22 protein-coding genes are annotated in these 24178 nt (G+C 70.6%); 10 read left to right on the top strand and 12 right to left on the bottom strand.

The genetic code is table 11. The features are described from left to right. Positions 1–551: 551 nt before the first annotated feature. Positions 552–1484 (top strand): bestrophin family protein, encoded by a 933-nt coding sequence (locus ABD481_RS18740; protein WP_344666973.1) that lies wholly within the window; start codon positions 552–554, stop codon positions 1482–1484. Between the two features lie 34 nt (positions 1485–1518). Here the strand turns inward: ABD481_RS18740 and ABD481_RS18735 are convergent, their stop codons facing one another. Together ABD481_RS18735 and ABD481_RS18730 are read right to left on the bottom strand one after the other, a co-directional pair. Next, complete coding sequence (locus ABD481_RS18735) at positions 1519–2652, bottom strand: DUF2332 domain-containing protein (protein WP_344666972.1); 1134 nt, start codon at positions 2650–2652, stop codon at positions 1519–1521. 37 nt (positions 2653–2689) lie between these two features. After that, positions 2690–3133: a pyridoxamine 5'-phosphate oxidase family protein gene (locus tag ABD481_RS18730; RefSeq protein WP_344666971.1), complete on the bottom strand. Its 444-nt coding sequence runs from the start codon at positions 3131–3133 to the stop codon at positions 2690–2692. A gap of 162 nt (positions 3134–3295) precedes the next feature. Here ABD481_RS18730 and ABD481_RS18725 point away from each other — a divergent pair, with 162 nt between their 5' ends. Continuing rightward, positions 3296–4513, top strand: coding sequence for an LLM class flavin-dependent oxidoreductase (locus ABD481_RS18725; protein WP_344666970.1), 1218 nt, complete (start codon positions 3296–3298; stop codon positions 4511–4513). Between the two features lie 265 nt (positions 4514–4778). Further along, positions 4779–6710 carry a S53 family peptidase gene (locus ABD481_RS18720; RefSeq protein WP_425559211.1) on the top strand — a complete coding sequence of 644 codons (1932 nt, stop codon included), beginning with the start codon at positions 4779–4781 and terminating at the stop codon, positions 6708–6710. Positions 6711–6867: 157 nt separating this feature from the next. Here the strand turns inward: ABD481_RS18720 and ABD481_RS18715 are convergent, their stop codons facing one another. The 6 genes from ABD481_RS18715 to ABD481_RS18690 all read right to left on the bottom strand — a co-directional run bounded on the left by ABD481_RS18715 (position 6868) and on the right by ABD481_RS18690 (position 13041). Beyond that, on the bottom strand, positions 6868–7875 hold the full coding sequence (locus ABD481_RS18715) for a PHP domain-containing protein (protein WP_344666969.1): 1008 nt from the start codon (positions 7873–7875) through the stop codon (positions 6868–6870). A gap of 74 nt (positions 7876–7949) precedes the next feature. Continuing rightward, positions 7950–8642, bottom strand: a complete 693-nt coding sequence (locus ABD481_RS18710; RefSeq protein WP_344666968.1) for a fasciclin domain-containing protein — start codon at positions 8640–8642, stop codon at positions 7950–7952. 173 nt (positions 8643–8815) lie between these two features. Next, positions 8816–10495 carry a molybdopterin-dependent oxidoreductase gene (locus tag ABD481_RS18705; RefSeq protein WP_344666967.1) on the bottom strand — a complete coding sequence of 560 codons (1680 nt, stop codon included), beginning with the start codon at positions 10493–10495 and terminating at the stop codon, positions 8816–8818. Positions 10496–10635: 140 nt separating this feature from the next. After that, complete coding sequence (locus ABD481_RS18700; protein ID WP_344666966.1) at positions 10636–11625, bottom strand: anti-sigma factor RsbA family regulatory protein; 990 nt, start codon at positions 11623–11625, stop codon at positions 10636–10638. 147 nt (positions 11626–11772) lie between these two features. Beyond that, positions 11773–12564, bottom strand: coding sequence for a SigB/SigF/SigG family RNA polymerase sigma factor (locus ABD481_RS18695; protein WP_344666965.1), 792 nt, complete (start codon positions 12562–12564; stop codon positions 11773–11775). Positions 12565–12567: 3 nt separating this feature from the next. Further along, complete coding sequence (locus tag ABD481_RS18690) at positions 12568–13041, bottom strand: ATP-binding protein (protein WP_344666964.1); 474 nt, start codon at positions 13039–13041, stop codon at positions 12568–12570. A gap of 267 nt (positions 13042–13308) precedes the next feature. Here ABD481_RS18690 and ABD481_RS18685 point away from each other — a divergent pair, with 267 nt between their 5' ends. Beyond that, complete coding sequence (locus ABD481_RS18685; protein ID WP_344666963.1) at positions 13309–13677, top strand: STAS domain-containing protein; 369 nt, start codon at positions 13309–13311, stop codon at positions 13675–13677. A 118-nt stretch (positions 13678–13795) separates the two neighbouring features. After that, positions 13796–14311 (top strand): pantetheine-phosphate adenylyltransferase, encoded by a 516-nt coding sequence (gene coaD, locus ABD481_RS18680; protein ID WP_344666962.1) that lies wholly within the window; start codon positions 13796–13798, stop codon positions 14309–14311. On the opposite strand, the gene ABD481_RS18675 is transcribed toward coaD, so the two are convergent. The 3 genes from ABD481_RS18675 to ABD481_RS18665 form a co-directional block, all read right to left on the bottom strand. Continuing rightward, positions 14244–15272 carry a GDSL-type esterase/lipase family protein gene (locus ABD481_RS18675; RefSeq protein ID WP_344666961.1) on the bottom strand — a complete coding sequence of 343 codons (1029 nt, stop codon included), beginning with the start codon at positions 15270–15272 and terminating at the stop codon, positions 14244–14246. The genes coaD and ABD481_RS18675 overlap by 68 nt on opposite strands. Positions 15273–15547: 275 nt before the next feature. Next, positions 15548–16171 carry a YdcF family protein gene (locus tag ABD481_RS18670; RefSeq protein WP_344666960.1) on the bottom strand — a complete coding sequence of 208 codons (624 nt, stop codon included), beginning with the start codon at positions 16169–16171 and terminating at the stop codon, positions 15548–15550. Positions 16172–16252: 81 nt separating this feature from the next. Continuing rightward, a complete protein-coding gene (locus ABD481_RS18665) occupies positions 16253–16978 on the bottom strand; it encodes a UTRA domain-containing protein (RefSeq protein WP_344666959.1) in 726 nt (241 codons plus the stop codon). Positions 16979–17322: 344 nt separating this feature from the next. On the opposite strand from ABD481_RS18665, the gene ABD481_RS18660 reads away from it, so the two are divergent. The 5 genes from ABD481_RS18660 to ABD481_RS18640 all read left to right on the top strand — a co-directional run bounded on the left by ABD481_RS18660 (position 17323) and on the right by ABD481_RS18640 (position 23026). Further along, positions 17323–17697 carry an STAS domain-containing protein gene (locus ABD481_RS18660; protein WP_344666958.1) on the top strand — a complete coding sequence of 125 codons (375 nt, stop codon included), beginning with the start codon at positions 17323–17325 and terminating at the stop codon, positions 17695–17697. Between the two features lie 142 nt (positions 17698–17839). Further along, entirely contained in the window at positions 17840–18322 is a 483-nt protein-coding gene (locus ABD481_RS18655; RefSeq protein ID WP_344666957.1) for a DUF6328 family protein, read from the top strand. Positions 18323–18443: 121 nt separating this feature from the next. Then, complete coding sequence (locus ABD481_RS18650; RefSeq protein WP_344666956.1) at positions 18444–18788, top strand: YciI family protein; 345 nt, start codon at positions 18444–18446, stop codon at positions 18786–18788. 19 nt (positions 18789–18807) lie between these two features. Then, positions 18808–20118, top strand: coding sequence for an RNA polymerase sigma factor (locus tag ABD481_RS18645; RefSeq protein WP_344666955.1), 1311 nt, complete (start codon positions 18808–18810; stop codon positions 20116–20118). A 2452-nt stretch (positions 20119–22570) separates the two neighbouring features. Next, a complete protein-coding gene (locus tag ABD481_RS18640; RefSeq protein WP_344666954.1) occupies positions 22571–23026 on the top strand; it encodes a hypothetical protein in 456 nt (151 codons plus the stop codon). A gap of 50 nt (positions 23027–23076) precedes the next feature. Here ABD481_RS18640 and ABD481_RS18635 read toward each other — a convergent pair whose 3' ends face one another. Continuing rightward, positions 23077–24138: a DMT family transporter gene (locus ABD481_RS18635; protein ID WP_344666953.1), complete on the bottom strand. Its 1062-nt coding sequence runs from the start codon at positions 24136–24138 to the stop codon at positions 23077–23079. Positions 24139–24178: the final 40 nt, after the last annotated feature.

Genomic DNA, 24178 nt, shown 5'->3' with positions numbered 1-24178 from the left:
TTCCCACGAACCAGCACCCTGCCAAGACACGACACCACATCCGAACCCAACGTCGGCGTCGCCAACAACACCACCCGCCTGATCCGCACCAACTCCCGACCCCGACCCTCCGCCAACATCCGCACCAACCACCGCTGAACCACCAACCCACCCACCCCATGACCCACCAACACCAACCCCTCAAAACCCCCCGCCTCCACCTCCAAAAACAACTTCAAACTATCCGCCACCGTCGCAATCGACGGCAACACACCCACCAACCCCTGCACCCTCCCCGACGCATACTCAAACCGCGACACCGGCTCCCCCACCACCCCCGACAACCCCCCATCCCCAGCCAACAACGCCCCGAACCCATCCCACATCCCCGCCGACGAACCCAACCCATGCACAAACACCACACCCAACAACCCACACCACCCCCAACCAGGACAGAGGATCGCAGAGCACGAAAGCCCCGGCGCCAGTCAAACCAGGCTACTGATGTGCCACGTCCGATTAGGGCCCCTATCGGGAATCCCCTTCAGAGATAGCCCTCGTACCATGTCCCGGTGATTGTCAAAGAGAGCTTCCATATCCGCAGGACTCTGCCATTCGTCTGGTTCGACTCTCTGCTCGCCGTGGGCAGCGCCACGGCGGCGTATCTGCTGATAGACCGTGGCGGCGTGCACTGGCTCGCGCTGCCCTCGCTGCTGGCGACCGTCATGGGCACCGCGCTGGCCATCCTCCTTGCCTTCCGCGCCACGACCGCCTACCAGCGGTGGTGGGAAGCGAGCACCATCTGGGCGCAGCTCACCGGCCAATCCCGGACGCTGATCCGGGTCGCGCGGACCATCACCGACGCGAAGCTCGCCGACCCCTCGATCGACCCCGACACCGTCCACCTCTGGCAGCGCGACCTCGCCAACCGCCAGGCGGCCTGGGCCCACAGCCTGGCCCGGCAGCTGCGCGGCCAGGATCCCGACGCCGAGCTCGCGCGGCTGCTGCCGGCCGACGAAGCGTCCTTGGTCCTGGCCGCCGACAACCGGGCGACCGTGCTGGCCCGGTTGCAGAGCCAGGCCATATTCCGGGGGTACGCCGCCGGCATCCTGACCGGTCTGGACAACTTCCAGATGGAGACGGCGCTGGCGGGGCTGTCCACGCAGCAGGCGCTGGCCGAGCGGATGAGCACGACGCCGATCCCGCGCCCGCACGACTATGTCACCCGGATGTTCGTCCATTGCTATATCGTCGTGTTCCCGTTCGCAGCCATCAGCGCCCTGACGTCCTACCGCTGGCTGGTCATCCCGTCGGCGCTGCTGATCGCGCTGTTCTTCCGGATGGTCGAACGCGTGGGCGCCTCCACGGAGGAGCCGTTCGCCAACCGGACGCAGGACGTGCCGATCACCGCCCTGGCCACCAACCTCGAACGCGACCTGCTCGAACTTGTGGACGTGCGAGAGCGCCCGGCGAAGCCCGTTCCCGTGGACGGATACCTCTGGTAGCCGCAGCCGCTCACCCTCGCGCGACGGCCCCCGGTCACAGCATGGCGGGGGCCCAATCCAGCCAGGCGCCGCGCGGCCCGGCCGTGCCGAGCGAGAAGCACCGCTCGCGACCGGCCTGGTAGAGGACGGCTCCCAGCGTCTCGACGCCAGGTACGGCCGGATCCGCCACCGCGCGTGGGGCGAACAGCCCCAGGCCGACCGAATCAGGCTCCTTAACGATCAGCACCAGGTCCTGCCGCGCTCCCAGAGCCCTGATGAGCTCGACGAAGGCAGCCCGGCCGTCGGCGTCGAAGTGCGCCAAAGTGTTCGACACGAAGACGCACGGCACCGCGGGCGCCGACACCGTCCCGACCGCCGCCGGAAGGATCGCGACCGCGTCGCCCTTGCGCAGCCGCGCCGGGTAGCGGACCGCCATGGCGAGCGCCGCGTCCAGGCGGGCCCGGCGGTCGGCCTCCTCGGGCCAGACCTGGGCGCGCAGCCAGGCCCGGTTCTCGGCGTCGGCCGGGTTCAGCGGGTTCAGGTCGAGACCGACTCGCGAGGAGATACGCAGGTCCTTGGCGATCAGCGGCGCGAGCGCCTTTGCGGTCGCGGCCCCACGCATCTCGCACCGCAGGACCGGTCCTACGACGTCGTCCCGGGGGTCGCTGCCGGCCGCGGGTGGCCGCTCCAGCACCGAGCCGTCGCCAAAGACGTACTCGTAGCCGTAGCGCTCCGGATGCAGCAGCAGGCCGGCGCTCGTGCCGACCTCGATCAGGCCCAGGGCCCGCCCCAGCCCGGCCTGCGCCCATCCGAACGCCGGCCGCAGCTGCGCGGCCCGGAGCGGCTCGTTGCTCTGGAGGTCCGCGGTGGCCAGCAGCGTCTCGATCCGGTCCCGGTGGTCGAACACGAACGCCTCGAACGCCTTGGCCAGCTCCGCGTCCGGCGCACGATCGCCGCCGAGCGACGCGTAGTAGGCGGCCAGCGCGTCGTCCGGGTGGTCCGCGAGCACTCTGTGCATGGCGGCGAAAGCCAGTGTCACAGGCCGATCGTCCGCCGAGCCCGGTTCCGGCCCCTCGAACACCGCCCGCAGCCGCGCGTCGTCGGCGGCCTGCTCGGCCAGCGCCGCGTAGAGCGGCGAGGCGTCGGCCGCCGCCATGGGCGCGAACCTGCGGAAATTGTCGGCGTTCATGGAGGACACTGTAGATCGCGAACCACCGCGGAAGCGGTCAGGAGTTGGAGTAGACGCGCTTCGGGGTGATCAGGACGGCGGCCCGGCGCTCCTCGGCCATGACGCGGTCGTACGTCGGCCAGTCGTCGTGCGTCCCGCCGGCGGCAGTGAAGATCGCCCGCAGCAGCAGCCGCAGGCCCTCGGCGTCGACCCCGGGACGGGGATCGTCCGGGCCGATGATCTCCACCTCCCCGTCCACGCTGGCCCATTCCAGCCCGGCCCGCGCCGTCAGCGTGCCCTGCGGCCGCTGGCGCAGGTGCACCAGTTTCCGGCTGCCGCCGATGGCGACGTACGCCGCCACGTCGTGGCCGAGCACGGGATGGCCGAGCACACCGGCGTTGACGAGCGAGGAGTGGATCGTGCCGTCGGGCCGCAGCGTGGAGGCAATGCAAAGCCCGCAGTCCTTGGCGGCGACCCGGGCGAAGTCAGCGAGTTCTGTCATAGGCGCAACCTAACCAGAGGCAGGAGCGACTGTGCGTCCTTGACGCGGCGGTGTCGTTTCCCAGCAAACCGATGGGAATACCACCAGTCGAGACCGGATTGTCCGCCGATGGCCGGGCCCGCCAGCATGGACGTGCCATGCCACCCACCCATGAGGTCGCCCATGTCCGCTGACCCGCTTGCCCAGGCCGACGCTCAGGCTCCCGCTTCCGTTCCCGCTCAGGCTCACGCTCCCGCTCCCCGGCCCGAACCGGAGTTCCACTGGTTCCTGCCCACCGGCGGCGACGGCCGCGACCCGGGCGGCGTCACCGCCGTGCAGGGGCGGACGCGGGCCGCGACCCGGCGTCCGGCCGACATCGGCTACCTCGGCCAGGTGGCGCGGGCCGCGGAGCAGGCCGGTTTCGGCGCGTTGCTGGCTCCGGTGGGGCTGGGGTGCGTCGACCCGTGGATCCTCTGCTCGGCGCTGACCCAGCACACCTCGCGGATCGGGTTCCTGGTCGCGTTCCGGGCCGGGCTGGCCAGTCCGACGCTGGTGGCGCAGCAGGCCGACGCGTTCCGCCGGTTCGCCGACGGGCGGCTGCGGTTGAACGTGGTCACCGGCGGCGACGCGGCCGAGCAGCGCGCCTACGGCGACCACCTGCCGCACGACGAGCGCTACACCCGGACCGGACACCTGATGGCGGTGCTCCGCGACCTGCTGGAAGGCAAGGAGGCGGCCGGCGACGGCGGAGCGCTGCGGCTGGAAGGCGCCCGGCTCGTCGATCCGGCGGTCGAGCATCCCGTGCCGCTCTACTTCGGCGGGGCGAGCCCGGCCGCGGAGCAGGTGGCGGCCCGCCAGGCCGATGTCCAGCTGCTGTGGGGCGAGCCCCCGGCGGCGGTTGGACAGCGGATCGAGCGGGTCCGGGCCCTGGCCGCCGAACAGGGCCGGACGGTGCGCTTCGGCCTCCGGCTGCACGTCATCACCCGGGACACCGCGCAGCAGGCCTGGGCCGAGGCCGATCGGATCCTCGACACGCTCGACCCGGCAGCGGTGCGGGCCAGCCAGGAGCGCTTCGCGGCCATGGAGTCGGTGGGACAGGCCCGCCAGACCGCGCTGCACGGCGGCGGCACCGACCGGGGCTCGCTCGAAGTGTCGCCCAACCTGTGGGCCGGCATCGGGCTGGTCCGGGAGGGCGCGGGCACGGCGCTGGTGGGCTCGCACGACGAGGTCGCCGAGCGGCTCGCCGAGTACCGCGCACTCGGTATCGACGAGTTCGTACTCTCCGGGTATCCGCATCTGGAGGAGGCACTGCGGGTCGGTGAGGAAGTCGTGCCGCGAGTAAGGGACCTGACGGCCCAGCCCGATCGTATGGCCCGACCTGTTCTTAGGACCTGGTCCTAAGACTTTGCTAAACCAACCCGAATAGTCGGCGGCACACAGTGGAACCATGCCACTGATTCGCTCCCGTCCATCCTGGTCCCTCGGGCTTATCCGTACCCTGTCGCTCGTCTCCGCCGTGGCTCTGGTCTGGTCCATGTTCATCCCGGCGGCACAAGCGACGGCCGCGCAGCCGAACCGAGCAGCGTTCCAGACGTCTTCGAACCCTGCGGTAAAGCGCGCATGCGCCACGCCAACGAAGTCGGGTGTCGCAGCGTGCCTGACCCTCGTGCGCACCGACGTCACACAGAAGACCGGCGCCCTCCTGGCCCCCGCGCAGGCGCCGTCCGGCGTCGGCTACGGTCCGTCCAGCTTGCAGAGTGCTTACAACCTGCCGTCCGCTTCGGGCGGCGCGGGTCAGACGGTCGCCATCGTGGACGCCTACGACGACCCCAACGCCGTCGCGGACCTGGCGGCCTATCGCACCGCCTGGGGCCTGCCGGCCTGCGACGGCTCCACCGGCGCGGGCTGCCTGACCAAGGTCAACCAGAACGGCGCCGCGTCCCCGCTGCCGACGGCGTCGGGGACCACGGGATGGGCCACCGAGGAATCGCTGGACATCGACATGGTGTCCGCCATCTGCCCGAACTGCCGCATCCTGCTGGTGGAGGCGAACTCCCCGACCACCGCCGACCTGGGCACCACGGTCAACAGCGCGGTCGGCCTGGGCGCGAAGTACGTCACCAACAGCTACGGCGGCTCGGAGTACGCGGGCGAGACGAGCGCCGACTCGGCGTATTACAACCACCCGGGCGTGGTGATCACCGCGTCGGCGGGCGACTCCGGCTACGGCGTGGAGTTCCCGGCCGCCTCGCCGCACGTCGTGGCGGTCGGCGGCACGTCGCTGAGCGCGGCGTCCACCGGGCGCGGCTGGGCCGAGTCGGCGTGGAGCGGCACCGGGTCGGGCTGTTCGGCGTTCGAGCCGAAGCCTGCTTGGCAGACCGACTCCGGCTGCGGCTCGCGAACGAACAACGACGTGTCGGCGGTCGCCGACCCGGCCACCGGGGTGGCCGTGTACGACAGCTACGACCAGCACGGCTGGCTCGAGGTCGGCGGCACCAGCGCCTCCTCCCCGATCATCGCGTCCGTATACGCGCTGGCGGGCACTCCGGCCGCGGGGTCGTACCCGGCGTCCTCCCTCTACGCCCACGCCTCCGCCCTCAACGACGTCACCACCGGCAGCGACGGCTCGTGCAGCCCGGCCTACCTCTGCACCGCGCAGGCCGGGTACGACGGACCGACCGGCCTGGGCACCCCGAACGGCCTGACCGCGTTCGGCGAGGGCACGCCGCCGCTCATCGCAGTGCTCGACGGCAATGGCACCGTCCACGCCAAACAGGGCGGCCTGTCCGCCGGCTGGGTCACCGAGACCAGCGGAATCTCGCAGGTCGCGGTCGCCAGCGATCCCGTCAATGGTCCACTGATCGGCGTCCTACGCACCGACGGCAACTTCTACGCGAAGGAAGGCGGCCTGTCAGCAGGCTGGGTCCTGGAGACCACCGGCGTCGCCCAGATCGCGGTCGCCAGCGATCCGGTCAACGGACCGCTGATCGGTGTCCTGGGTACCAACGGCAACTTCTACGCGAAGGAAGGCAGCCTGTCCGCAGGCTGGGTCCTGGAGACCACCGGCGTCGCCCAGATCAGCGTCGCCAGCGACCGCACGCACGGTGCATTGCTCGCCGTCCTGGGCACCAACGGCAACGTCTACGCCAAGCAGGGCGGCCTGTCGGCGGGCTGGGTCCTGGAGACCACGGCCAAGACGCAGGTCGACGTCGCCAGCGATCCCGTCAACGGCGCGCTGATCGCGGTGCTCGACGGTAGCGGCAACGTCTACGCGAAGGAGGGCGGCGTGTCGGCAGGCTGGGTCCTCGAAGCCGGCGGCATCAGCCATGTCGCCGTCGCGAGCGACGCCGCCAACGGTCCGCTGATCGCGGTTCTGGCCACCAACGGCAGCGTCTACGCGAAGGACGGCGGCCTGTCAGCAGGCTGGGTCTTGGAGACCACCGGCCAGAAGCAGATCGCCGTCGCCAGCGATCCGGCCTTCGGTCCTCTGATCGCAGTGCTCGATAACAGCAACAACGTCTACGCGAAGGAGGGCGGCCTGTCCGCAGGCTGGGTTCTCGAAGCCAACGGCCAGGTCCAGGTCAGCGTCGCCGGATGACGGTCCGGATCGGCTGACCCATCGCAGCCCGCTTATATGTCCCGTTGTGTGTCCCGTTGTATGTCCCGTTGTATGTCCCGGTCTGTAGGCCGCGGCTTGGATTCCGGGTTTTGCATGCCCTGGTCTGGCGCTCATCAGGACGAGCGCCAGGCCAGGGCTACGCCCGAGGCCGACCGGTCCACCGCCGGAGTCGCTCCAGCGGCCATGTGGTGATCAGCCGGTCCTCCCCCAAGCCGATCCGGGCGGCGCGCGCATAGCCCGAGGACTGCCATTGCAGCTGCTCGGGAGCGTGCGCATCGGTGTCCACCGCGAACAGGCAACCCGCTTCGGCGGCCAGCATCAGCAGATCGTCCGGCGGGTCGCGGCGCTCGGGCCGGCAGTTGATCTCCACGGCGGTCCCGGACTCGGCGCAGGCCGCGAACACCGCCCGCGCGTCGAACGCGGACTGCGGTCGGCGCCGCGGACCGGAGACCATGCGGCCCGTGCAGTGGCCGAGCACGTCGACCTGGGGGTTGCGCACCGCGGCCAGCATCCGCGCGGTCATCGGGCCCGACTCCGAACGGAGTTTGGAGTGGACCGACGCGACCACCAGGTCGAGCCGGGCGAGCAGCTCCTCCTCCTGGTCGAGCGATCCGTCCTCCAGGATGTCGCACTCGATGCCGGTCAGCAGCTGGAAGCCCGGCTCCGCACGGGCGTTCGACTCCGCGACCACATCCAGCTGCTGCCGGAGCCGTTCCGGGCTCAGCCCGTTCGCGATCGTCAGCCGCGGCGAGTGATCGGTCAGCACCGTCCACTGATGGCCCAGGGCGCGCGCCGCCGCGGCCATTTCCTGGATCGGGGTACCGCCGTCCGACCAGTCGGAGTGCATGTGGCAGTCGCCCTTGCTGGCGACCGCCATCGCCCACCCGGCAGCGGCGGCGGGATCGGCCTCGGATTCCAGGCGGCCCAGGTAGTCCGGGACGGCGCCGTGCGACGCCTGCGCGATCACCACGGCCGTCACCGGCCCGACCCCGGGCCGCCGCTCGATCCGCGCGGCCTCCACCGGGCCCGGCGGCAGATCGCGGATGGCGTCGGCCGCCGTGTGGAAGGCGCGCACCCGGTACTGGGAGGCGCCGCTCCATTCGAGGAGGAAGGCGATCTGCCGCAGGGCTTCGACCGGCTCCATGCGTCCCATCCTCGCCCGGGAAGGCTGGGAGCGCATGCGTAGCCGGTCGTCGGCGCTCAGCTCGCCGTCGGCGCTCAGCTCGCCGGCGGCATCAGCACCGAGTCGACGATGTAGACGGTGGCGTTCGCCGTCTGCACGTTGCCGCAGACCACGTTGGCGTCGCCGACCTTGAACGACTCGCCGGAGCCGGTGACGGTGACCTTGCCGCCCTCCAGGGTGGCGTGGGTCCCGGCCAGCTGGTCCGGGGTCAGGCGGCCGGCCACCACGTGGTAGGTCAGGATCTTGGTGAGCTTGGCCTTGTCGGCCAGCACGGCGTTCAGCGTGTCGGCGGGGATCTTGGCGAACGCGTCGTTGGTCGGCGCGAACACCGTGACACCCTGCGCGGAGTTGAGCGTGTCGACCAGTCCGGCCGTCTTCACCGCGGTGACCAGCGTGGACAGCACCGGGTTGTTCGAGGCGGCGGTGCCGACCGGGTCGGCGGCCATGCCGGTGAAGCTGCCCGCGCCGCTGGCCGGGACGGCCGAGCAGGCGGCGCCGAACGGCGCGGCGGCGGCCGCGCCGGTCATGCTCGGCGAGCTGCTCGAACTGCTCATGCCGCTGGTACTGCCGGTGCTGTTCGAGCTGCTCCCGACGGCCTGGGTGGTCGAGGCCGACGTCGGCATCGCCGTGGACTTGCTCGAATTGCTGCTGCTGCACGCGCTGGCGCCCGCGGCGATCGCCGCCGAGCACACCAGGGCGGCCACCGTCTTGCTCCGCACTGCGACCATGATCAGCTCCTTGTTTTTCGGATGTCTGGGCCTTGCTTCCCGAGGTATTCGGCGCCGGTACGGATCCGGATTGGTCGGGATCTGAGGTAATCCGCGAGCGCTGTCCGGAAGGCGGTTGGGAATCCGGTTCGGAAGCCACTCCGGAACGCAGTCCGAAGCCCAGTCCGGGCTGGTCAGTCCGCTGTGATCACGACCGAGTGCCATCCCGTCGCGCCGTCGGGAAAGGTGTCGGCGCGCGCCTCGGGCTGCACGGCGCCGGAGGCGTCGGTGGCCCGGACCTCCAGGCGGTGCAGCCCGGCCGCGAGGTCGAGCTCGCAGGTCCACTGCCGCCACGTGTCCGGGCTGTCGGAGGGAGTCAGGGCCGCGAGGCGCCACGGCCCGGCGTCGCAGCGCACTTCGACGGCGTCGATGCCGCGGTGCGTGGCCCAGGCGACGCCGGCGGCGGTCACCGGTCCGGCCGCGACATGCGCGAACGGCTTGGGCACGTCGATGCGCGAGGCGGTCTTCACCGGCCCGAGCCGGGACCAGCCGCGCCGCACCCAGTAGGGGTCGTAGTCGGCGAACGTGGTGAGCTCCAGGTCGACCAGCCATTTGGTGGCGGAGGCGTAGCCGAAGAAGCCGGGGACCAGCATCCGGCAGGGGAAACCGTGGGCGACGGGCAGCGGCTCCCCGTTCATCGCCACCGCGAGCAGCCCGGTGCGACCGTCGAGCACTGATTCCACCGGCGTGCCGATGGTCATCCCGTCGACCGAACGGCCGACCAGCTGGTCCGCCCCGCGCCGCACTCCCGCCTCCCGCAGCAGATCGGCGAGCGAGGCGCCGATCCAGCGCGCGGTGCCGACGTAGGGGCCGCCGACCTCGTTCGACACGCAGGACAGCGTCTGGTCGTGCTCCACGAGCGGCCGGGCCAACAGGTCGGCGAAGGAGAGCTCCAAGGGGCGGTCGACCAGGCCGCGGATGCGCAGGGTCCAAGCGTCCGGATCGACCTGGGGCAGCACCAGAGCGGTGTCGACGCGGTAGAAATCAGAGTTCGAGGTCATGAAGCTGGAGAGTCCCGCGACGTTCGGATGGACGTCGGCGGGCAGCGCCGGGGCGAGCCGCGAAGGCGCTGGAATCCTTACGCGGGAACGCTTCAGCGCCACGTTGTAGCGCTGGTTCACCATTGTGCGCCCGGTCAGTCCGGTCAGCGCGGCCGCTCCGGCGGTTCCGGCAGCGAGGGCGATGAAGCCACGGCGGTCGCGGGCCCAGGGCGGCAAGTGCGAGGCGAGGGAAGGCTGAATGGCCTCGGGATCCTTGGCCTCCGGATCCTTGGGCTCCAGAGCCTCGGCGTCCGATCGCTTGGCTTCCAGTTCATCGTCACCGGACGCCGGAACCGGCATCCTCGCAGCCTGCGCACTCCCCACCAGCAGCGCCATCGCCCCCACACCCGCGAGCGCGGCCAGCACCGACGGCCACACGTCGCCGAACCGTGCCGCCGGTCGCGAAAGCGCCGCCCACGCGCCGACGAAGCCGAACAGCGCGACCAGCACCAGGCCGACGACCGGTCGCCGCATCGCCAGGATCCCGGCGGCCACGGCAATCGCGCCGAGCGTGGTGTAGATCCCGGTCAGCAGCACGAGTTTGTCGCTCGTGCCGAAGTTGCGGACGGCGAACTCCTTCAACGGCGTCGGCGTCAGATCGATGGCCGCCGAGCCGACCGCGATGGCCGGCGCCGTGTTCGGCCCGGACCACACCGCCGCCAGTTCACCGACACCCACCGCCAGCGCGGCCGTGATCAGCCCGATCGCCGCGCCGGGAAGCACCGAGCGAAGAACCCGGAAGGGGTGGCGGACTGCCGTGCCGATACGTCTCATAGTCGGTATTCGGCGGGCCGGCGGTCCGGGATTGGTCTCCGGCCGCGAAATCATTCACGAGTTCACGAATTGATGAGTTCATGAGTTCACGAGCCGACGTGTTCCCGGACGCGTTTCCGGTCGCCGCCCCGCGACTCGACTCAGCCTCCTGCGAGGTGCGCCCGCACCACCGTCCCGCGGTCCGGATCCGACCGGATCTGAAGCAGGTCGCACAGCTGGTTGACGATCCACAGCCCGGCCCGCCCCGTCGCCGAGCCGACCGGCCGCCGCCGTCCGACCAGCGGATCGACGATGGTCCCGTGGTCCCGGGCCTCGAACACCACGGTCTGGCCCTCCTGCCACATCCGCAGCAGCCCCGCTCCCCCGCCGTGCAGCACGCTGTTCGTCGCCAGCTCGTCGACGACCAACGCCGCGTTGCCCGCGCCGTTGCGGCCCAGCACCGACTCCGCGAAGTCCGAGACCCGGCCGCGGAGTTCGCGCAGGCCCTGCACGTCGTAGCTGACCTCGCACACCGGGACCGCGGGCTCGTCGAGCGGCCCGCCGAACATCTCCCCGAAGCTGAACCCGGTGTCGGGGTAGGTCGTGCTCGGCTCCCACGCGTCCCCGTCGCCGGCCACGTAGCCGGGGTGGGTGTCGCGGGCCCGGTCGATCACCGGCGCGGGCAGCGCCTCGGTGTCGTACGGGCACAGCAGCCACCACGCCGGGCCGTCGTCGAAGGCGGTGTTGAGCAGCTGCTCGTGCTGCTGGCACTCGACGATCTCGGCCGGGCTGCGGTGGGCCCAGATCGGCTCGCCGACGCCCCGGAGACCGCGGGGCCCGCCGGCCGCTCCGGCCGCTCCGCCCGCTCCGGCCGAGGTCTGCCGGTCGACCCAGTCCTGCCAGGCCGGGAGCATCCGCGCCGGGTTGCGCCCGATCCTCGCCATGTCCAGGAACTCGACCCGGTCGGCGTCGGCGCCCAGCGCCGCCGCGAGCAGCGAGGCGCGGGGCTCGACGACGGCGACCAGGACGGCCTCGCCGGCGTCGAGCCCGCCGCGGACGAACGCCGTCGTGCCCGCCAGGAACTGCTTCTCCCCCGCGTACAGGAAGGCGTCATGGCGGAACGCGCCCGCGGCGTCAGCGGCGGAACCCACGCGGCTCCAGATCGATCCAGGCGACGGTGCCCATGGAGCTGTCTCCTCCCTCGTTCTCCGGCCCGGACGCGCCCGCCGGACCGCTTCGTCTCCCACGGATGACCGTTTCGCCGCTCGTCAAACCGACCTCGCGGACCGGGATCGGGCTCAGCGTCCGCTCTCGACCCCTTCCCGCAGGCCCGCCAGGATCCGCGAGAGCAGCCGCGACACCTGCATCTGCGAGACGCCGAGCTCCTCGCCGATCTGCGCCTGCGACATGTTCCGGAAGAAGCGCATCAGCAGGATCCGCTTGTCCCGCGCGCTCAGCTGGGCCAGCAGCGGCCGCAGCGCCTCGCGGTCGACGACCTTGTCGAAGCCGGGGTCCTCGTCACCGAGCAGCTCCCCGAGGCTGGCGCCGTCGCCGTCGGACATGGACACCGGGACGTCCAGGGAGGCCGTGCTGTGGGCGGCGACCGCCTCGTAGGCGTCGGCCACCTCGTCGGCGGACAGGTTCAGCCGGGCGGCGATCTGCGCCGCGCTCGGCGGCGATCCGAGCTGCTGGGTGAGCTCCTCCTCGGCGGCCCGCACCGACAGGGAGAGCTCCTGCATGCTGCGCGGGACGTGCAGGTCCCACGAGGTGTCGCGGAAGTGCCGCTTGATCTCGCCGGCGATCATCGGCGTGGCGTAGGTGAGGAAGGTCGTTCCGTAGTCGGGGTCGAAGTTGTCCACGGCCTTGACCAGGCCGAGGTAGGCGACCTGCTCGACGTCGGACAGCGACTCGCCGTGCAGCCGGAACTTGCCGGCCACGTAGCGCGCGTAGGACATGTACTCGCCGATGACGAACTCGCGCAGGCTCTCGTACTCGCGGTCATCCGGCGCCATCTTCCGCAGGCGCAGCAGCGCGGCCCGGGCCGCGGCCCGTTCCCGGGCCCGGTCCTCCGGCGCGACAGGGGTGCCCATCGATCACCTCCCCGCCGTTCGGTGCTTCAGGATCTCGACGCGGACGGTCGGCCCGTCGGCCTGCCAGACGATGTCGTCCACCAGCGCCGCCAGGATGGTCCAGCCGAACTCGTCGGCGTCCGGGCGGGCGCCGTCGCGGCCGTCCAGGCTCAGCGCGACGCGCAGGGCGCCGGTGCCGTCCAGGACGAAGCGGCATTCCAGGTCGCCGGCGCCGTCGGCACCGTTCACCCCGGCCCCCGGCCGGTCCCGGACCGTGTTGCGCAGCAGCAGGCCGCACGCCTCGTCCACGGCCAGACGCAGGTCGGAGACCTCGGACAGGGTGCAGCCCAGCTTGGTGGCGACGTGCGCCGTGGCCGACCGGATGACGCCCAGGTAGTCCGGGTCGGCCGGCACCCGGATCAGGACGGTCTCGGTGACGGGGCCCGCCTCCGGTCCCACGACCGGAGCCGTGCGCGCCGATGGTATTTCAGGATCCATATTTGCTCTCCCGGTATCTCAGTACGCCCGCCACCGCTCCCCCGACCGGCGGCGTCCGCCGGATGTCCACTCACCGCGCGGGTAAACCACGCCGGGGGCCCCGAGCGACGGTCATCACGACGACCATCGGGCCGAGCCTACCCACGAAGCTGAAAACACGAGAAATAATTCATGTATCGGTTGACAGCGATGACCGGATGCCGAAAGCTGGGGTGGGTTTCCCACCGGCGGGCCGACGCCGGACACCGTCGACGGCAAGGAGCCGCCATGGAGTTCTCTTGCACTGCTCGCAGGAGCGGGGGGCTTCTGGTGCTCGAAGTCGCCGGCGACATCGACCTCGCAGTCCACGGCCGCTTCCAGGCCGCCATCGACGAACTGTGGCCGACCGGCCCGATCGACGTGGTGGTGGACTGCTCACGAGTGACATTCCTGGACTCGATGGGCCTGCGGGTCCTGGTCCACGCCATGCAGCGAGCCGCCGGCCACGGCTGCGGGTTCGCCCTCGCGGCGCCGTCCCAGCCGGTGCTGCGGGTCCTGGACCTGGCCGGGGTCAAGAGCTTGTTCTCGGTGATCGGCCCGCTGCCGGACGCCGACGCGGAGCCGGCTGCCGAGGCGGCGCCTGATCCGGCGATCTGAGGGGCTGAGGAGCCGCGCAGTTGAGGGCCTGAGCAGCTGCGAGGCGGCGGACTTGAGCAACTGAAGGGTTCACAAGCCGAGCACCTGAGGCGGCGACCGCCCGGATAGCCTTGCGGTCGTGCGAGCGCTCTATCCGGGATCCTTCGATCCCGTCACCTCAGGGCACCAAGACATACTCCGCCGAGCCGCGCTCCTGTTCGACGAGGTCGTCGTCTGCGTCATGGCGAACCCGAACAAGAGCGGCCGGTTCACTGTCGGTGAGCGGCTGGACCGGCTCCGCGAAGCGGCTTCCGGTATGAGAAACGTCACGGTCGATTCCCACACCGGCGGCCTGCTCGTCGACTACTGCCGCCGTGCCGGTATCGACGTCGTCATCCGCGGGGTGCGCGACGGCCGGGACCTGGAGCACGAGACGCCGATGGCCCACATGAACCGCGTCCTGGCAGGAGTCGAAACCCTGTTCATCGCGGCGGAGCCCGGGCAGGCCCACATCTCCTCCACTCTCGTCACCGCCCTCACCGCCGCCGTCACCATCACCGCCGCCGTCGCCGCCCCCGTCACCCACCTCACACCCCCGCCGTCACCCGCAGCGGCTCCGAGCGCGGCCCGAGCCGCTCGCCCCGGGCCGCGGTGACGTCGAACTCGTAGACATGGCCGCCGGTCAGCCCGCGGGCCCACCAATGATCGCCCAGCACCGGGATCGGTCCCACCTCGCGCGGCTGTCCCAGCGTCACGTCGCGCAGCGCGATCCGGTAGCCGGACGCTCCGCGCACCCGGTTCCACTCCAGCCGGACGCTCCCGGCCCGGCCGCTCGCCGCCGTGACCGTCGGCTCGGTCAGTCGCAGCTCGCTCGGCCGCACCCGGGGTGGCCGGAGCGGTTCCCGGCCGATGCCGAAGGCCAGTAGCGCGTCGGCGAAGGCGGTCGCCATGACCAGCTCGCCGGCGGCGTTCGGATGGATCTCGTCATACGTGTCGGCGGCGGCGTCGAACCGGCTGTGCACGTCCACCAGCGCAACCGGGGACTCGCGCGTCGACCATTCGGCGACCGCTCCGGGCAGCCGCTCGTTGAATTCGTCGATCGTCTGCCGGAACCACTCCGTGCCCCAGGTCGCGGTGCCGGCAACGTCGGCGACCAGGACGACCAGCTCCGGCGCGGCGGCCCGGGCCTCGGCGACCACCGCCTCCAGGTCGCGCAGCACCACGTCGGGCGGCCCGACCATCGCCAGATCGTTGAATCCCAGCTGGACCAAGAGGAACTCCGGCTGGCCGGTGGCGACGTGCGCACGCACCGAGTCCTTCGCGTCGTGCGCCGTCGACCCGGGCCGCGCGCAGTGCCCGCCCTCGAAGCGCCCCTCCCGATAGGGCCCCGTCATCGGATTCGCCGCCTCCGGGCCGGTGGGCAACGCCCGTCCCTCCACCAGCGCGCGCAGAACCGGATCCTCGTACATCGAGAACGTCCCGCTATGCGGCCCCACGAACTCGGCGTCGACGCCGGTACCGCGCAGGTGCTCGGCCAGCCGCCAACGCCACGTGTAGTCGTCCTGCATCCCGCTGGCCAGGGAATCGCCCAGGACCATGATCCGGTGGGGGCGCATGCTGTCCTCTCCGTCGCTGAACTGTTCGGCTGCCCGCCCCGGAAGAGATTGAAACGATCTGCCAGATGACCGTTTGGGTTTCCCGATCGCGGCTATCAGGACTCTGGCCGCCGGAACCAACCCCCCCGTCCCGACGGCCGCCGTATCGGCGACCCAGCGCCGCCGGTACGGATCGAGAAGGAGCCCGCGATGTCTGAGACATCGCGGGCTCCTCCGCGTCTGTGCGGTCGCCGGGGATCCCTTGGATACCGGGGTCTGCTTGATATCGGGGTGTGCTAGATCACGACGGCGACCAGCGCCACGACCGCGACAAGCGCCGCGAAAGACTTCCAGAAGGTGACGATGAGAGCGGCGACATCCCGAACCGCCGCTCTCGGCCACTGCCGGGCCGGCGCCGTCGCGCCGACCACCGTCGCCGGCAGCCGGCCGCAGCGGGCGAGGATGGCGACGCGGGGGCAGTGGTAGTCGCTCGTGACGATGACGCACCGGTACCCGTCCGGCCTGGCCTCCGCCATCAGCCTGCCCGCCAGCCGCAGGTTGTCCTTCGTGGTGAGGGACTGGTCTTCCAGAAGGAGTTCTTCCGCCTTCTCGCCGGCCGCCACCAGGTATCCGGCCATCGGGCCCGCCTCGGCCACAGCGTCACGCCGGGTCTTGCCGCCGGATACCAGCAGGACCGGCCTGGTCTCGGCGCCGTCGCGCAAGGCGGCCGCGGTCTCGTGCGCCTTGTCGAGGCGAGCCGCGAGCATCGGCGGCACCTGGCCGTCCGAGGTCAGCGTGGATCCGAGCACGACGACGAAGTCCGCGCTTCCCGCTTCCGGCCGGCGCAGGCGACTGGCGACGACATAGGCCAGCCACGCGAGCAGGCCGATCATCCCGAAGATCACCAGCGCTACCGACACACGGACACCAAGAGGGCTCATCGCGACCAGCCCTCCAGCGGATCGTCAGCGGATCACCGTCCCCGGGTCACCGCACCCCGCTCAGGGCCCGGTCCGGCGCCGGTATTCGTTCTCCACCACCACGTTGCGCGGCGTGACCGCCTGACCGTACTCGATGACGCTGTCGCGATCGTGGCGGACCGTCGTCCGAATCATAACCGGATCACTGATGGGGACATTGAACAGGTCAGCCATTTCCTTGTCGGTCACGCTGACCTCCATCCGGTCGTGCGTCACCTCGGTCGGATGGCCCAGCACCGCCTCGATCCGGGCGACCGAGCCCGGCGCCGTGGAGGCGGCCGTCAGCAGCTCGGGCACGCGCTCGGCCCACTTGGCCGGGAACCAGCTGGTGGTGTGGGCCACCAACCGGCCGTGGCGGACGATCCGCCCCTGGCGCAGCACCGACATCTCCCCGGCCTCGATGCCGAACATGTCGGCGATCGCGGCGGGCGTCGGCGCCAGGCCGGCCAGGGTGATCTCCTTGATCTCGCCGTCCACCGGCAGGAAGCCGCGCAGCCGGACGCCGTCGATCGGCACCCGCAGCGTCTCGGTGTCCGCGATGCGATAGGTGACGACGAACCCGCGCGGGGTGGCCCGGGATAACCCTTCAAGGACGAGCTGATTCAGGCCGTGGTGCGCGGTCTTGTCGGTGACCCCGAACCGCCGGGCCACTTCACGGACGGAGGGCAACGCCTGGTCGAAGGGCACTTGCCCGGTCAGGATCCCGCTACGGAAGTGCTCTGCGATATCGCGGTATCCGACGGCCATTCCCCATCACTCTCCGTGAAAACAGCTCCAGGGTTGCGTGATCAACCTATCAGGTATAAGAACACTGTAGTACTACTGTGGTACATCGTTGCGCGGAGCCGGACAAGCGGCCCAGATCACGGCCCGGAACCACAACCGGAACCAAACGCGGAACCACATCGGAACCACACCAGAACGGCACCCGGAACCACTTCAGAACCGCACCAGTCCCACCCCAGAACCGCACCAGACCCAGACCCAGACCTTTAGCCGTCAGCCTGATTGGCCGTCAGCCCGATCGGACCGGATACGGGAGGTACGACCTCGTGGGCCCACCGGCACCCCGGCGACACTCCCGTTTCTTCGTGGACTCGCACCTCACGGACACGGGCGTCACCGTCATCACCACCCGCGGCGACCTCGACCTCGACGGCACCCGCCAGCTCCGCCAGCCGCTCATCTCCGCGACCTCCGCCCAGCAACCGCTGGTCGTGCTGGACCTGGCCGGGCTGGAGTTCCTGGACTCCTCCGGGATCAGCCTGCTGGTCCACGGTGTGAAACGGGTCCGGGCCCGCGGAGGCGCCCTGGTCCTGGCCGCTGCACCGGCGAAAGTCGCCAGGCTTTTCGAGGTCACCGGCCTGACCAGGGTGTTCGAGATCTTCCCGACCACCGAGGACGCGAACGCGCAGCTGTCGGCGCGCGCCGGCCTCGACAGCTCGGAGTGCGGGGCGCGGTCGTAGCCGCGAGGTGGTGGTCGCGAGCCGGTGGTCGTAAGCCGGTAGTCGTTAGCCGCGAGTTGGTCGTCGCGAGCCGCGTGCATGCGCGCGCCACGATCGGGTACGCAGCGCCAGACAGCGACCGGTCGATCAGCACGGGATCTCCATGGACACGCACAGCGGCGAACACGACCGGTCGACACGTGACGAGACCCCGGCGGAACGCGCCGACCGGAACCTGACCGAGCTCCTCCAGGAGCTGCGCGTGCTCCAGACGGGTGTCCAGATCATCTTCGCGTTCCTGCTGGGCGTCGCGTTCACGCCGCGGTTCACGCAGCTCACGACCCTCCAAGAGAACGTCTACATCGCCGCGCTCCTGTTGTCCGTGAGCTCGGTCGCCGTGCTCGTCGCGCCCGTGGCGATCCACCGTCAGCTGTTCCACCACCGCCAGAAGCAACGCATCGTGAAGCTGTCGACCCGGCTCGCCCGAGCCGGGCTGGTCCTGGTGGCCGCCGCGCTCGACTGCTCCGTCTTCTTGATTCTCGACGTGATCCGCGGGCACGCCGCCGCGTCGGTCGTCGCCGCCGCCGTGGCGGTGATGTTCGGCACGCTGTGGTTCGTCTTCCCGTGGACACTGCGCCGCTCCTAGCCTGCTCGGGCGTGCGTCCGAAGATTTTTCGCGCGAGCCTGTAGTAATGCGGCCGGCCCGTTCGTCAATCAGATGCCAACGGCGCTAGACGCCACCGACGAGCAGTGAACGGAGCAGACAGATGAAGTACCTGATGCTGGTGTGCGTGGACCCCGACCTGCCGGACGAGGAAGCCCCGGGCTCGCCCGACATCGAGGAGTGGGTGCGCGACACCGACGCCAAGGGGATCCGGCTGATCGGCAACCGGACGCGGCCGGGCAGCGACGCGACCACGGTCCGGGTGCGCAACGGCGAGGTGCTGCTGACCGACGGCCCATACGCGGAGACGAAGGACCTGATCGCCGGGTTCGACGTGCTGGAGTGCGCCGACCTGGACGAGGCCGTGGAAGTCGCGGCGCGGCACACGATGGCGTGGAACGGGGTCATCGAGCTGCGGCCGTTCTGGGTGGACGGCGACGACGACTGATGTTGTCCACCGACGACTGATGGGCGACGAGGCGATGAGTGATGAGGTGACGCGCGGCGAGACAGCGCGCAGCAAGACGGCGCACAGCGAGACGGCGCGCGAGCTCATCGCTGAGATCTACGCCGATGGGTGGAGCCGGATCGTGGCGACCATGATCCGGTTCACCGGCGGCAATTGGGACCTGGCCGAGGAATGCGCACAGGACGCTTTCACACAGGCGCTGCGACGCTGGCCCGCCGAAGGCGTCCCCCGGCAACCGCTGGCATGGCTCACCACTGCCGCGCGGAACCGCGCGATCGACCACATGCGGCGGACGTCTACGGAGGCCGCGAAGCTGCGACAGTTGGCCGCGATGGAGACCGATCCACCGAACAGTCCGAGTCCGAGCTATACGAGCGACAGCGAGATCCCCGACGAGCGCCTGGAACTCATGTTCACATGCTGCCACCCGGCGTTGAACCTCGACGCGCAGGTCGCACTCACACTGCGCGCACTGGCGGGCTTGAGCACCGCGGACATCGCGCGCGCATTCCTGGTGACGGAACGCACGATGGGGCAGCGCCTCTTCCGGGCCAAGCAGAAGGTCGCGCACGCGGTGATCCCGTTCCGGGTACCGCCGGCGCACCTGCTGCCGGATCGGCTGCCGGGCGTGTTGCATGTGTTGTATCTGCTCTACAACGAGGGCTATAGCGATCAGCAGCACAAGGCGCGGCTAGGGGTCGAGGCGATTCGGCTGGCGCGGGTGCTGGCCGCGCTGATGCCTGACGAGCCCGAGGCCCAGGGCTTGCTCGCGTTGATGCTGTTGCAGGACGCGCGGCGGCCTTCGCGGATCGATGCCGACGGCGAACTGGTGACGCTGGAGGAGCAGGACCGGTCACTGTGGGACAGCGCGCGCATCGACGAAGGAACGGCGGTCCTCGAACGCGCGCTGCGACGCGGTCGAGCCGGCGCCTTCCAGATCCAGGCAGCGATCGCGGCATGCCACGCCACCGCGCCCTCCTTCACGACCACCGACTGGGCACAGATCGTCGGGCTGTATGACGAACTGGAGAAGGTAACGCCGAGCGCATTGGTGGAGCTGAACCGCGCGGTCGCGCTATCGATGGCGCAGGGTGCTGAGACGGCCCTCCCGATAGTCGAGGAAATCACCGCATCGGGACGCCTCGACGGGTACTACCTCCTGCACGCCACACGCGCCGACCTGCTGCGAAAGCTGGGACGCGACGCGGAGGCGGCGGAGAGCCTACAAGCAGCGCTGGAGCTGGCACCCACCGAGGCCGAACAGCGCTTGCTGACAACTCGCCTGTCGCACCGTCCGCCATCTGGCTGAAACTCTCACCTCCCACCCCCCTCCCGGGCGTGTCCCCCACACCGAAGCCACCAACCTCAGCATGCTGTCTATCGACTTCAGAGCTGACCAGCCGCAGCTGGCGAAGACGAACACGGACACGATGCACACCTCCCCCGACTCCCCTCGACCCCAAGCCCAAGCCCAAGCCCAACCCCAGCCCCGAGTCCCCCGCGCGGTCATCATCCCGGTGGTCAGCGCCCTCGTGTGCCTCCCGAGCATCAACGCCCACGCTGCCCTGACGTCGACAGCGGTAAGCCGCGCCCTGCGTGCGAATGCGATGGGGATGACGACGCCGATCGGGCCGCAGGGGTTTCAGGCGCCGGTGGATGGTGGGGCGGGGACGGGAACGGGGGCGGGTTTCGGGCCAGGGTCCGCACCGATGCCGACTCGGACGCCGGGGCTGTGGCCGACGCCGGGGGCGGGGCCGGATCTGCCGCCGCCGGATCCGTCGGAGCGGAAGGGGGATGAGGGTGGGGTGGGGCCGGGGCCGGGTGGAGTCGTGGGGCCGGGGCCGGGGCCTGGGCCGGGGGTGATGGGGCCGCCGCGGTTGGTGCGTGGGCCGCAGGGTGTGGCGGGGAGGCGCGGCGCGGTTGGGCCGATGGGGCCGGCTGGACCTGTTGGACCGGCTGGACCTGCTGGACGAACAGGGCTGAATGGACTTACTGGGCCGACAGGTCCTGCCGGATCCGTTGGGCCTGCCGGGCCTGCCGGACCGGAGGGTTCGCAGGGCATTGCTGGAAGCACAGGTCCGCAAGGAGTCCAGGGCCCGGCAGGACCGCAGGGTTTCCAAGGCGTCGCAGGAACCACCGGCGCCACCGGCACACAAGGTTCGACTGGCGCACAAGGCACCACCGGCTCGACAGGCTTGCAGGGCGCGACCGGCGCCACCGGCACACAAGGCGCAAGCGGTGCCCAGGGCACTACCGGGCCGACGGGTCCTGCGGGATCGCAAGGCCTGCCCGGCACGACCGGAGCGCAGGGCGACACTGGCGCAACTGGTTCGCAGGGCTTGCAAGGCGCGACTGGCACTCCCGGGAGCCAGGGTGCCACTGGCGCTACCGGAACCCAAGGATCGCAGGGCTCGACCGGCGCGACCGGCAGTCAGGGAGCCACCGGATCCGCAGGTCCAACCGGCGCCCAGGGCGACACCGGCGCCACCGGCCTGCAAGGAATCACCGGCGCGACAGGCTCCACCGGTGCTCAGGGCGACGCTGGCGCAGCAGGGCCGCAGGGCCTGCAAGGTGCGACCGGACCACAAGGCGACATCGGCGCGACTGGTGCCACCGGTGCCCAAGGGACGTCGGGCGCAACCGGAGTGCAGGGCGACACGGGCACGACCGGTCCGCAAGGAGACACCGGCGCTCCCGGGAGCCAGGGTGTCACTGGACCACAGGGCGACATCGGCGCGTCCGGTGCCACTGGCGCCCAGGGAACGTCGGGCGCGACCGGCGCGCAGGGCGACACGGGCGGCATCGGTCCCCAAGGCGAGCAAGGTCCGACCGGAGCGCAGGGCGACATCGGCGCGACCGGCGCGACAGGCTCCGCTGGTGCACAAGGTGACACCGGCGTTGCGGGCCCGCAGGGGCTCCAGGGTGACACCGGTCCGCAGGGGACGGACGGTGCCACCGGTTCGCAAGGTTCTGTCGGCGCGCAGGGCGATACCGGCGCGCAGGGCAGTGCTGGATCTCAGGGCGATACTGGTGCGCAGGGTGCAACCGGGGCTCAGGGCGGGGCTGGCATCACCGGTGCGCAGGGTATGCAAGGCGCTACCGGTCCTCAGGGTGACACCGGCGCTGTCGGCTCTCAAGGTGTGACCGGAGCGCAAGGTGACACCGGCGCGACCGGCGCAGCGGGCGCGGCAGGTGCAACCGGCAGCGCTGGCGTAACCGGTGCGACTGGTCCGGCTGGCGCCCAGGGCGATACCGGTGCGCAAGGCAACACAGGTACGCAAGGATCAACCGGCTCGCAGGGTTCTGTCGGCTCACAGGGCGATACCGGTGCGCAGGGCAGCGCTGGCATTACCGGTGCACAGGGAATGCAAGGTGCCACGGGTCCCCAGGGCGACACCGGAGCTGTGGGTGCAACGGGCCCCAACGGTGCGCAGGGTGACACCGGCGCGGTCGGCTCCGCTGGCGCGACCGGTGCGCAAGGAGACACCGGTGCTGTCGGTGCCACGGGCGCCACCGGCGTACAGGGCGACACTGGAGCGCAAGGCTCAACTGGTCTGCAAGGCATCACCGGTGCGACGGGCGCCACTGGATCGCAGGGTGACACCGGCGCGAACGGCTCGCAGGGTGCGACCGGCTCGACCGGAGCGACTGGCTCGACTGGTGCAACTGGCGCCCAAGGCGACGTCGGTGCCGCAGGCCCCCAAGGCATGCAAGGCGCCACCGGTCCTCAAGGCGACACCGGTGCCGCAGGTCCCCAAGGGTTGCAAGGCGACACCGGCCCGACCGGCCTCCCAGGCGTCACCGGTTCCACCGGCGCCACCGGCCCGACCGGAGCCACCGGCCCCACCGGCGGCCAAGGCCCGCAAGGCTTCCAAGGCGCGACCGGATCCTCGGGCACCCAAGGTTCCCAAGGCGACACCGGCGCCACCGGTCCCCAAGGCACCCCCGGATCCCAAGGCATCGCCAACGGGTTCTACTACAAGGTCCTCAACGGCCCCTTCGTCGGCGACGTCCCCGGCATCAACGCCACCCTCACCTGCGACGGCACCGACACCGCTGTCTCCAGCGGCTACCAGACCTCCGGTGCCGGCATGAATCTTGAGCGGCCGTTCGGGACGCAGGGGGACCCCGCGTTTCGGCCGACCGGTTGGGTGTTCGGCTTCAATGCACCGGGAGATCCCGAAAACGCTGTGTGGGTTATCTGCGCCAAGAGTTGAGTTGAGTCGCCTCGGCTCTTGGCGCCCGAAGACCGCGGCTACCAGTGCTACTACTTGGCGGAAATCATCGTCTCCACAACGCGCTCCGACTCTGACTCCGGCTCCGACTCCGACTCCGACTCCGGCAACCGCCCCCGCAGCCTAGACCCCCTCCCCCAAAACCCAATCCGCGCCCGCCCAGCCAACGCCGCCCCCACCAACAACGCCGCAGCCCCCACCCCCTGAAGCGGCGTGAACGACTCCCCGAGGAACACCGTCCCGCAAAGCGTGTTGATCGCCGGCACCAAAAACATCATCAGCGACGCCGAAGCCGGGCCCACCGCGCTGATCCCCCGGTAGTAGAAGACGTTCGCAATGGCCGTCGCCCCGACCGCCAAGTACACGACGTTCAGCCAGACCTGCGACGGCAGCGCGCCCCACTGCACCTGCCCCACATCCGGCAGCGCAAGCACTCCCAGCAGCACCGCGCCGGCGCACGTCGCGCACGTCATCGCCGTCAGCGGCTCGATATCAGCCAACACCTTCGGCGCGGCCAACGTGAAAGCCACCCAGCACACAGCGCTCAGCAAATACAACGCGTCCCCGGCCAGCCGATCCGCCCCGGCGCCCCCGGCTCCGCCGACGCCCCCGGCTCCTCCCGCTCCGACCAGGTAAACCGCAGCCCCACTCAACCCCAACCCAAATCCCACCAATCGCCGCCGCGACACCACCTCCCGGCCACTGACCAACTGAAACGCCGTAGTCAGCACTGGGCTCATCACAGGTATCAGGATCCCGCCATCCAACGACGGCGCCAGCGACAACCCCCAAAAGAAGAACCCGTTGTACGCGAACACCCCCAGCACCCCCGCCGCCGCAGCACGTGCCCCCGCCCGCACCGTCACCGACGCACCCAGCGAACTCGAAGCCCCCAACCGCCGCCCCCGCGTCACCCCAACCGTAACCAGCAACGCAATCGCGCCACCACCAAACCGCAGCGTCGCGGCAACGGTATGCGGAACCTGGTCCACAACACTCTTCGAGCTGGCGAACGCCCCGCCCCACAGCATCATCGTCACTGTGAGCAGCGCGTAAGGGTTCCGGATGGTCCGGATACGTTGATCGGCCGACATGCCTCAACCCTGGCCTGCGTATCACCATCCGGTCTTGAAC

Source organism: Catenulispora yoronensis (assembly GCF_039531695.1).
GTDB classification, from domain to species: Bacteria; Actinomycetota; Actinomycetes; order Streptomycetales; family Catenulisporaceae; genus Catenulispora; species Catenulispora yoronensis.
This window is presented reverse-complemented; position numbering and strand designations above follow the sequence as displayed.

What these genes read in the sequence shown, in the direction of transcription:
- ABD481_RS18735 (WP_344666972.1), bottom strand. Translation starts at nt 2,652, where the DNA reads ATGAACGCCGACAATTTCCGCAGGTTCGCGCCCATGGCGGCGGCCGAC.
- ABD481_RS18685 (WP_344666963.1), top strand. Translation starts at nt 13,309, where the DNA reads ATGGAGTTCTCTTGCACTGCTCGCAGGAGCGGGGGGCTTCTGGTGCTC.
- ABD481_RS18655 (WP_344666957.1), top strand. Translation starts at nt 17,840, where the DNA reads ATGGACACGCACAGCGGCGAACACGACCGGTCGACACGTGACGAGACC.
- ABD481_RS18715 (WP_344666969.1), bottom strand. Translation starts at nt 7,875, where the DNA reads ATGGAGCCGGTCGAAGCCCTGCGGCAGATCGCCTTCCTCCTCGAATGG.
- ABD481_RS18710 (WP_344666968.1), bottom strand. Translation starts at nt 8,642, where the DNA reads ATGGTCGCAGTGCGGAGCAAGACGGTGGCCGCCCTGGTGTGCTCGGCG.
- ABD481_RS18665 (WP_344666959.1), bottom strand. Translation starts at nt 16,978, where the DNA reads ATGGCCGTCGGATACCGCGATATCGCAGAGCACTTCCGTAGCGGGATC.
- ABD481_RS18675 (WP_344666961.1), bottom strand. Translation starts at nt 15,272, where the DNA reads ATGCGCCCCCACCGGATCATGGTCCTGGGCGATTCCCTGGCCAGCGGG.
- ABD481_RS18690 (WP_344666964.1), bottom strand. Translation starts at nt 13,041, where the DNA reads ATGGATCCTGAAATACCATCGGCGCGCACGGCTCCGGTCGTGGGACCG.
- ABD481_RS18705 (WP_344666967.1), bottom strand. Translation starts at nt 10,495, where the DNA reads ATGAGACGTATCGGCACGGCAGTCCGCCACCCCTTCCGGGTTCTTCGC.
- ABD481_RS18635 (WP_344666953.1), bottom strand. Translation starts at nt 24,138, where the DNA reads ATGTCGGCCGATCAACGTATCCGGACCATCCGGAACCCTTACGCGCTG.
- ABD481_RS18695 (WP_344666965.1), bottom strand. Translation starts at nt 12,564, where the DNA reads ATGGGCACCCCTGTCGCGCCGGAGGACCGGGCCCGGGAACGGGCCGCG.
- ABD481_RS18730 (WP_344666971.1), bottom strand. Translation starts at nt 3,133, where the DNA reads ATGACAGAACTCGCTGACTTCGCCCGGGTCGCCGCCAAGGACTGCGGG.
- ABD481_RS18650 (WP_344666956.1), top strand. Translation starts at nt 18,444, where the DNA reads ATGAAGTACCTGATGCTGGTGTGCGTGGACCCCGACCTGCCGGACGAG.
- ABD481_RS18725 (WP_344666970.1), top strand. Translation starts at nt 3,296, where the DNA reads ATGTCCGCTGACCCGCTTGCCCAGGCCGACGCTCAGGCTCCCGCTTCC.
- ABD481_RS18645 (WP_344666955.1), top strand. Translation starts at nt 18,808, where the DNA reads ATGGGCGACGAGGCGATGAGTGATGAGGTGACGCGCGGCGAGACAGCG.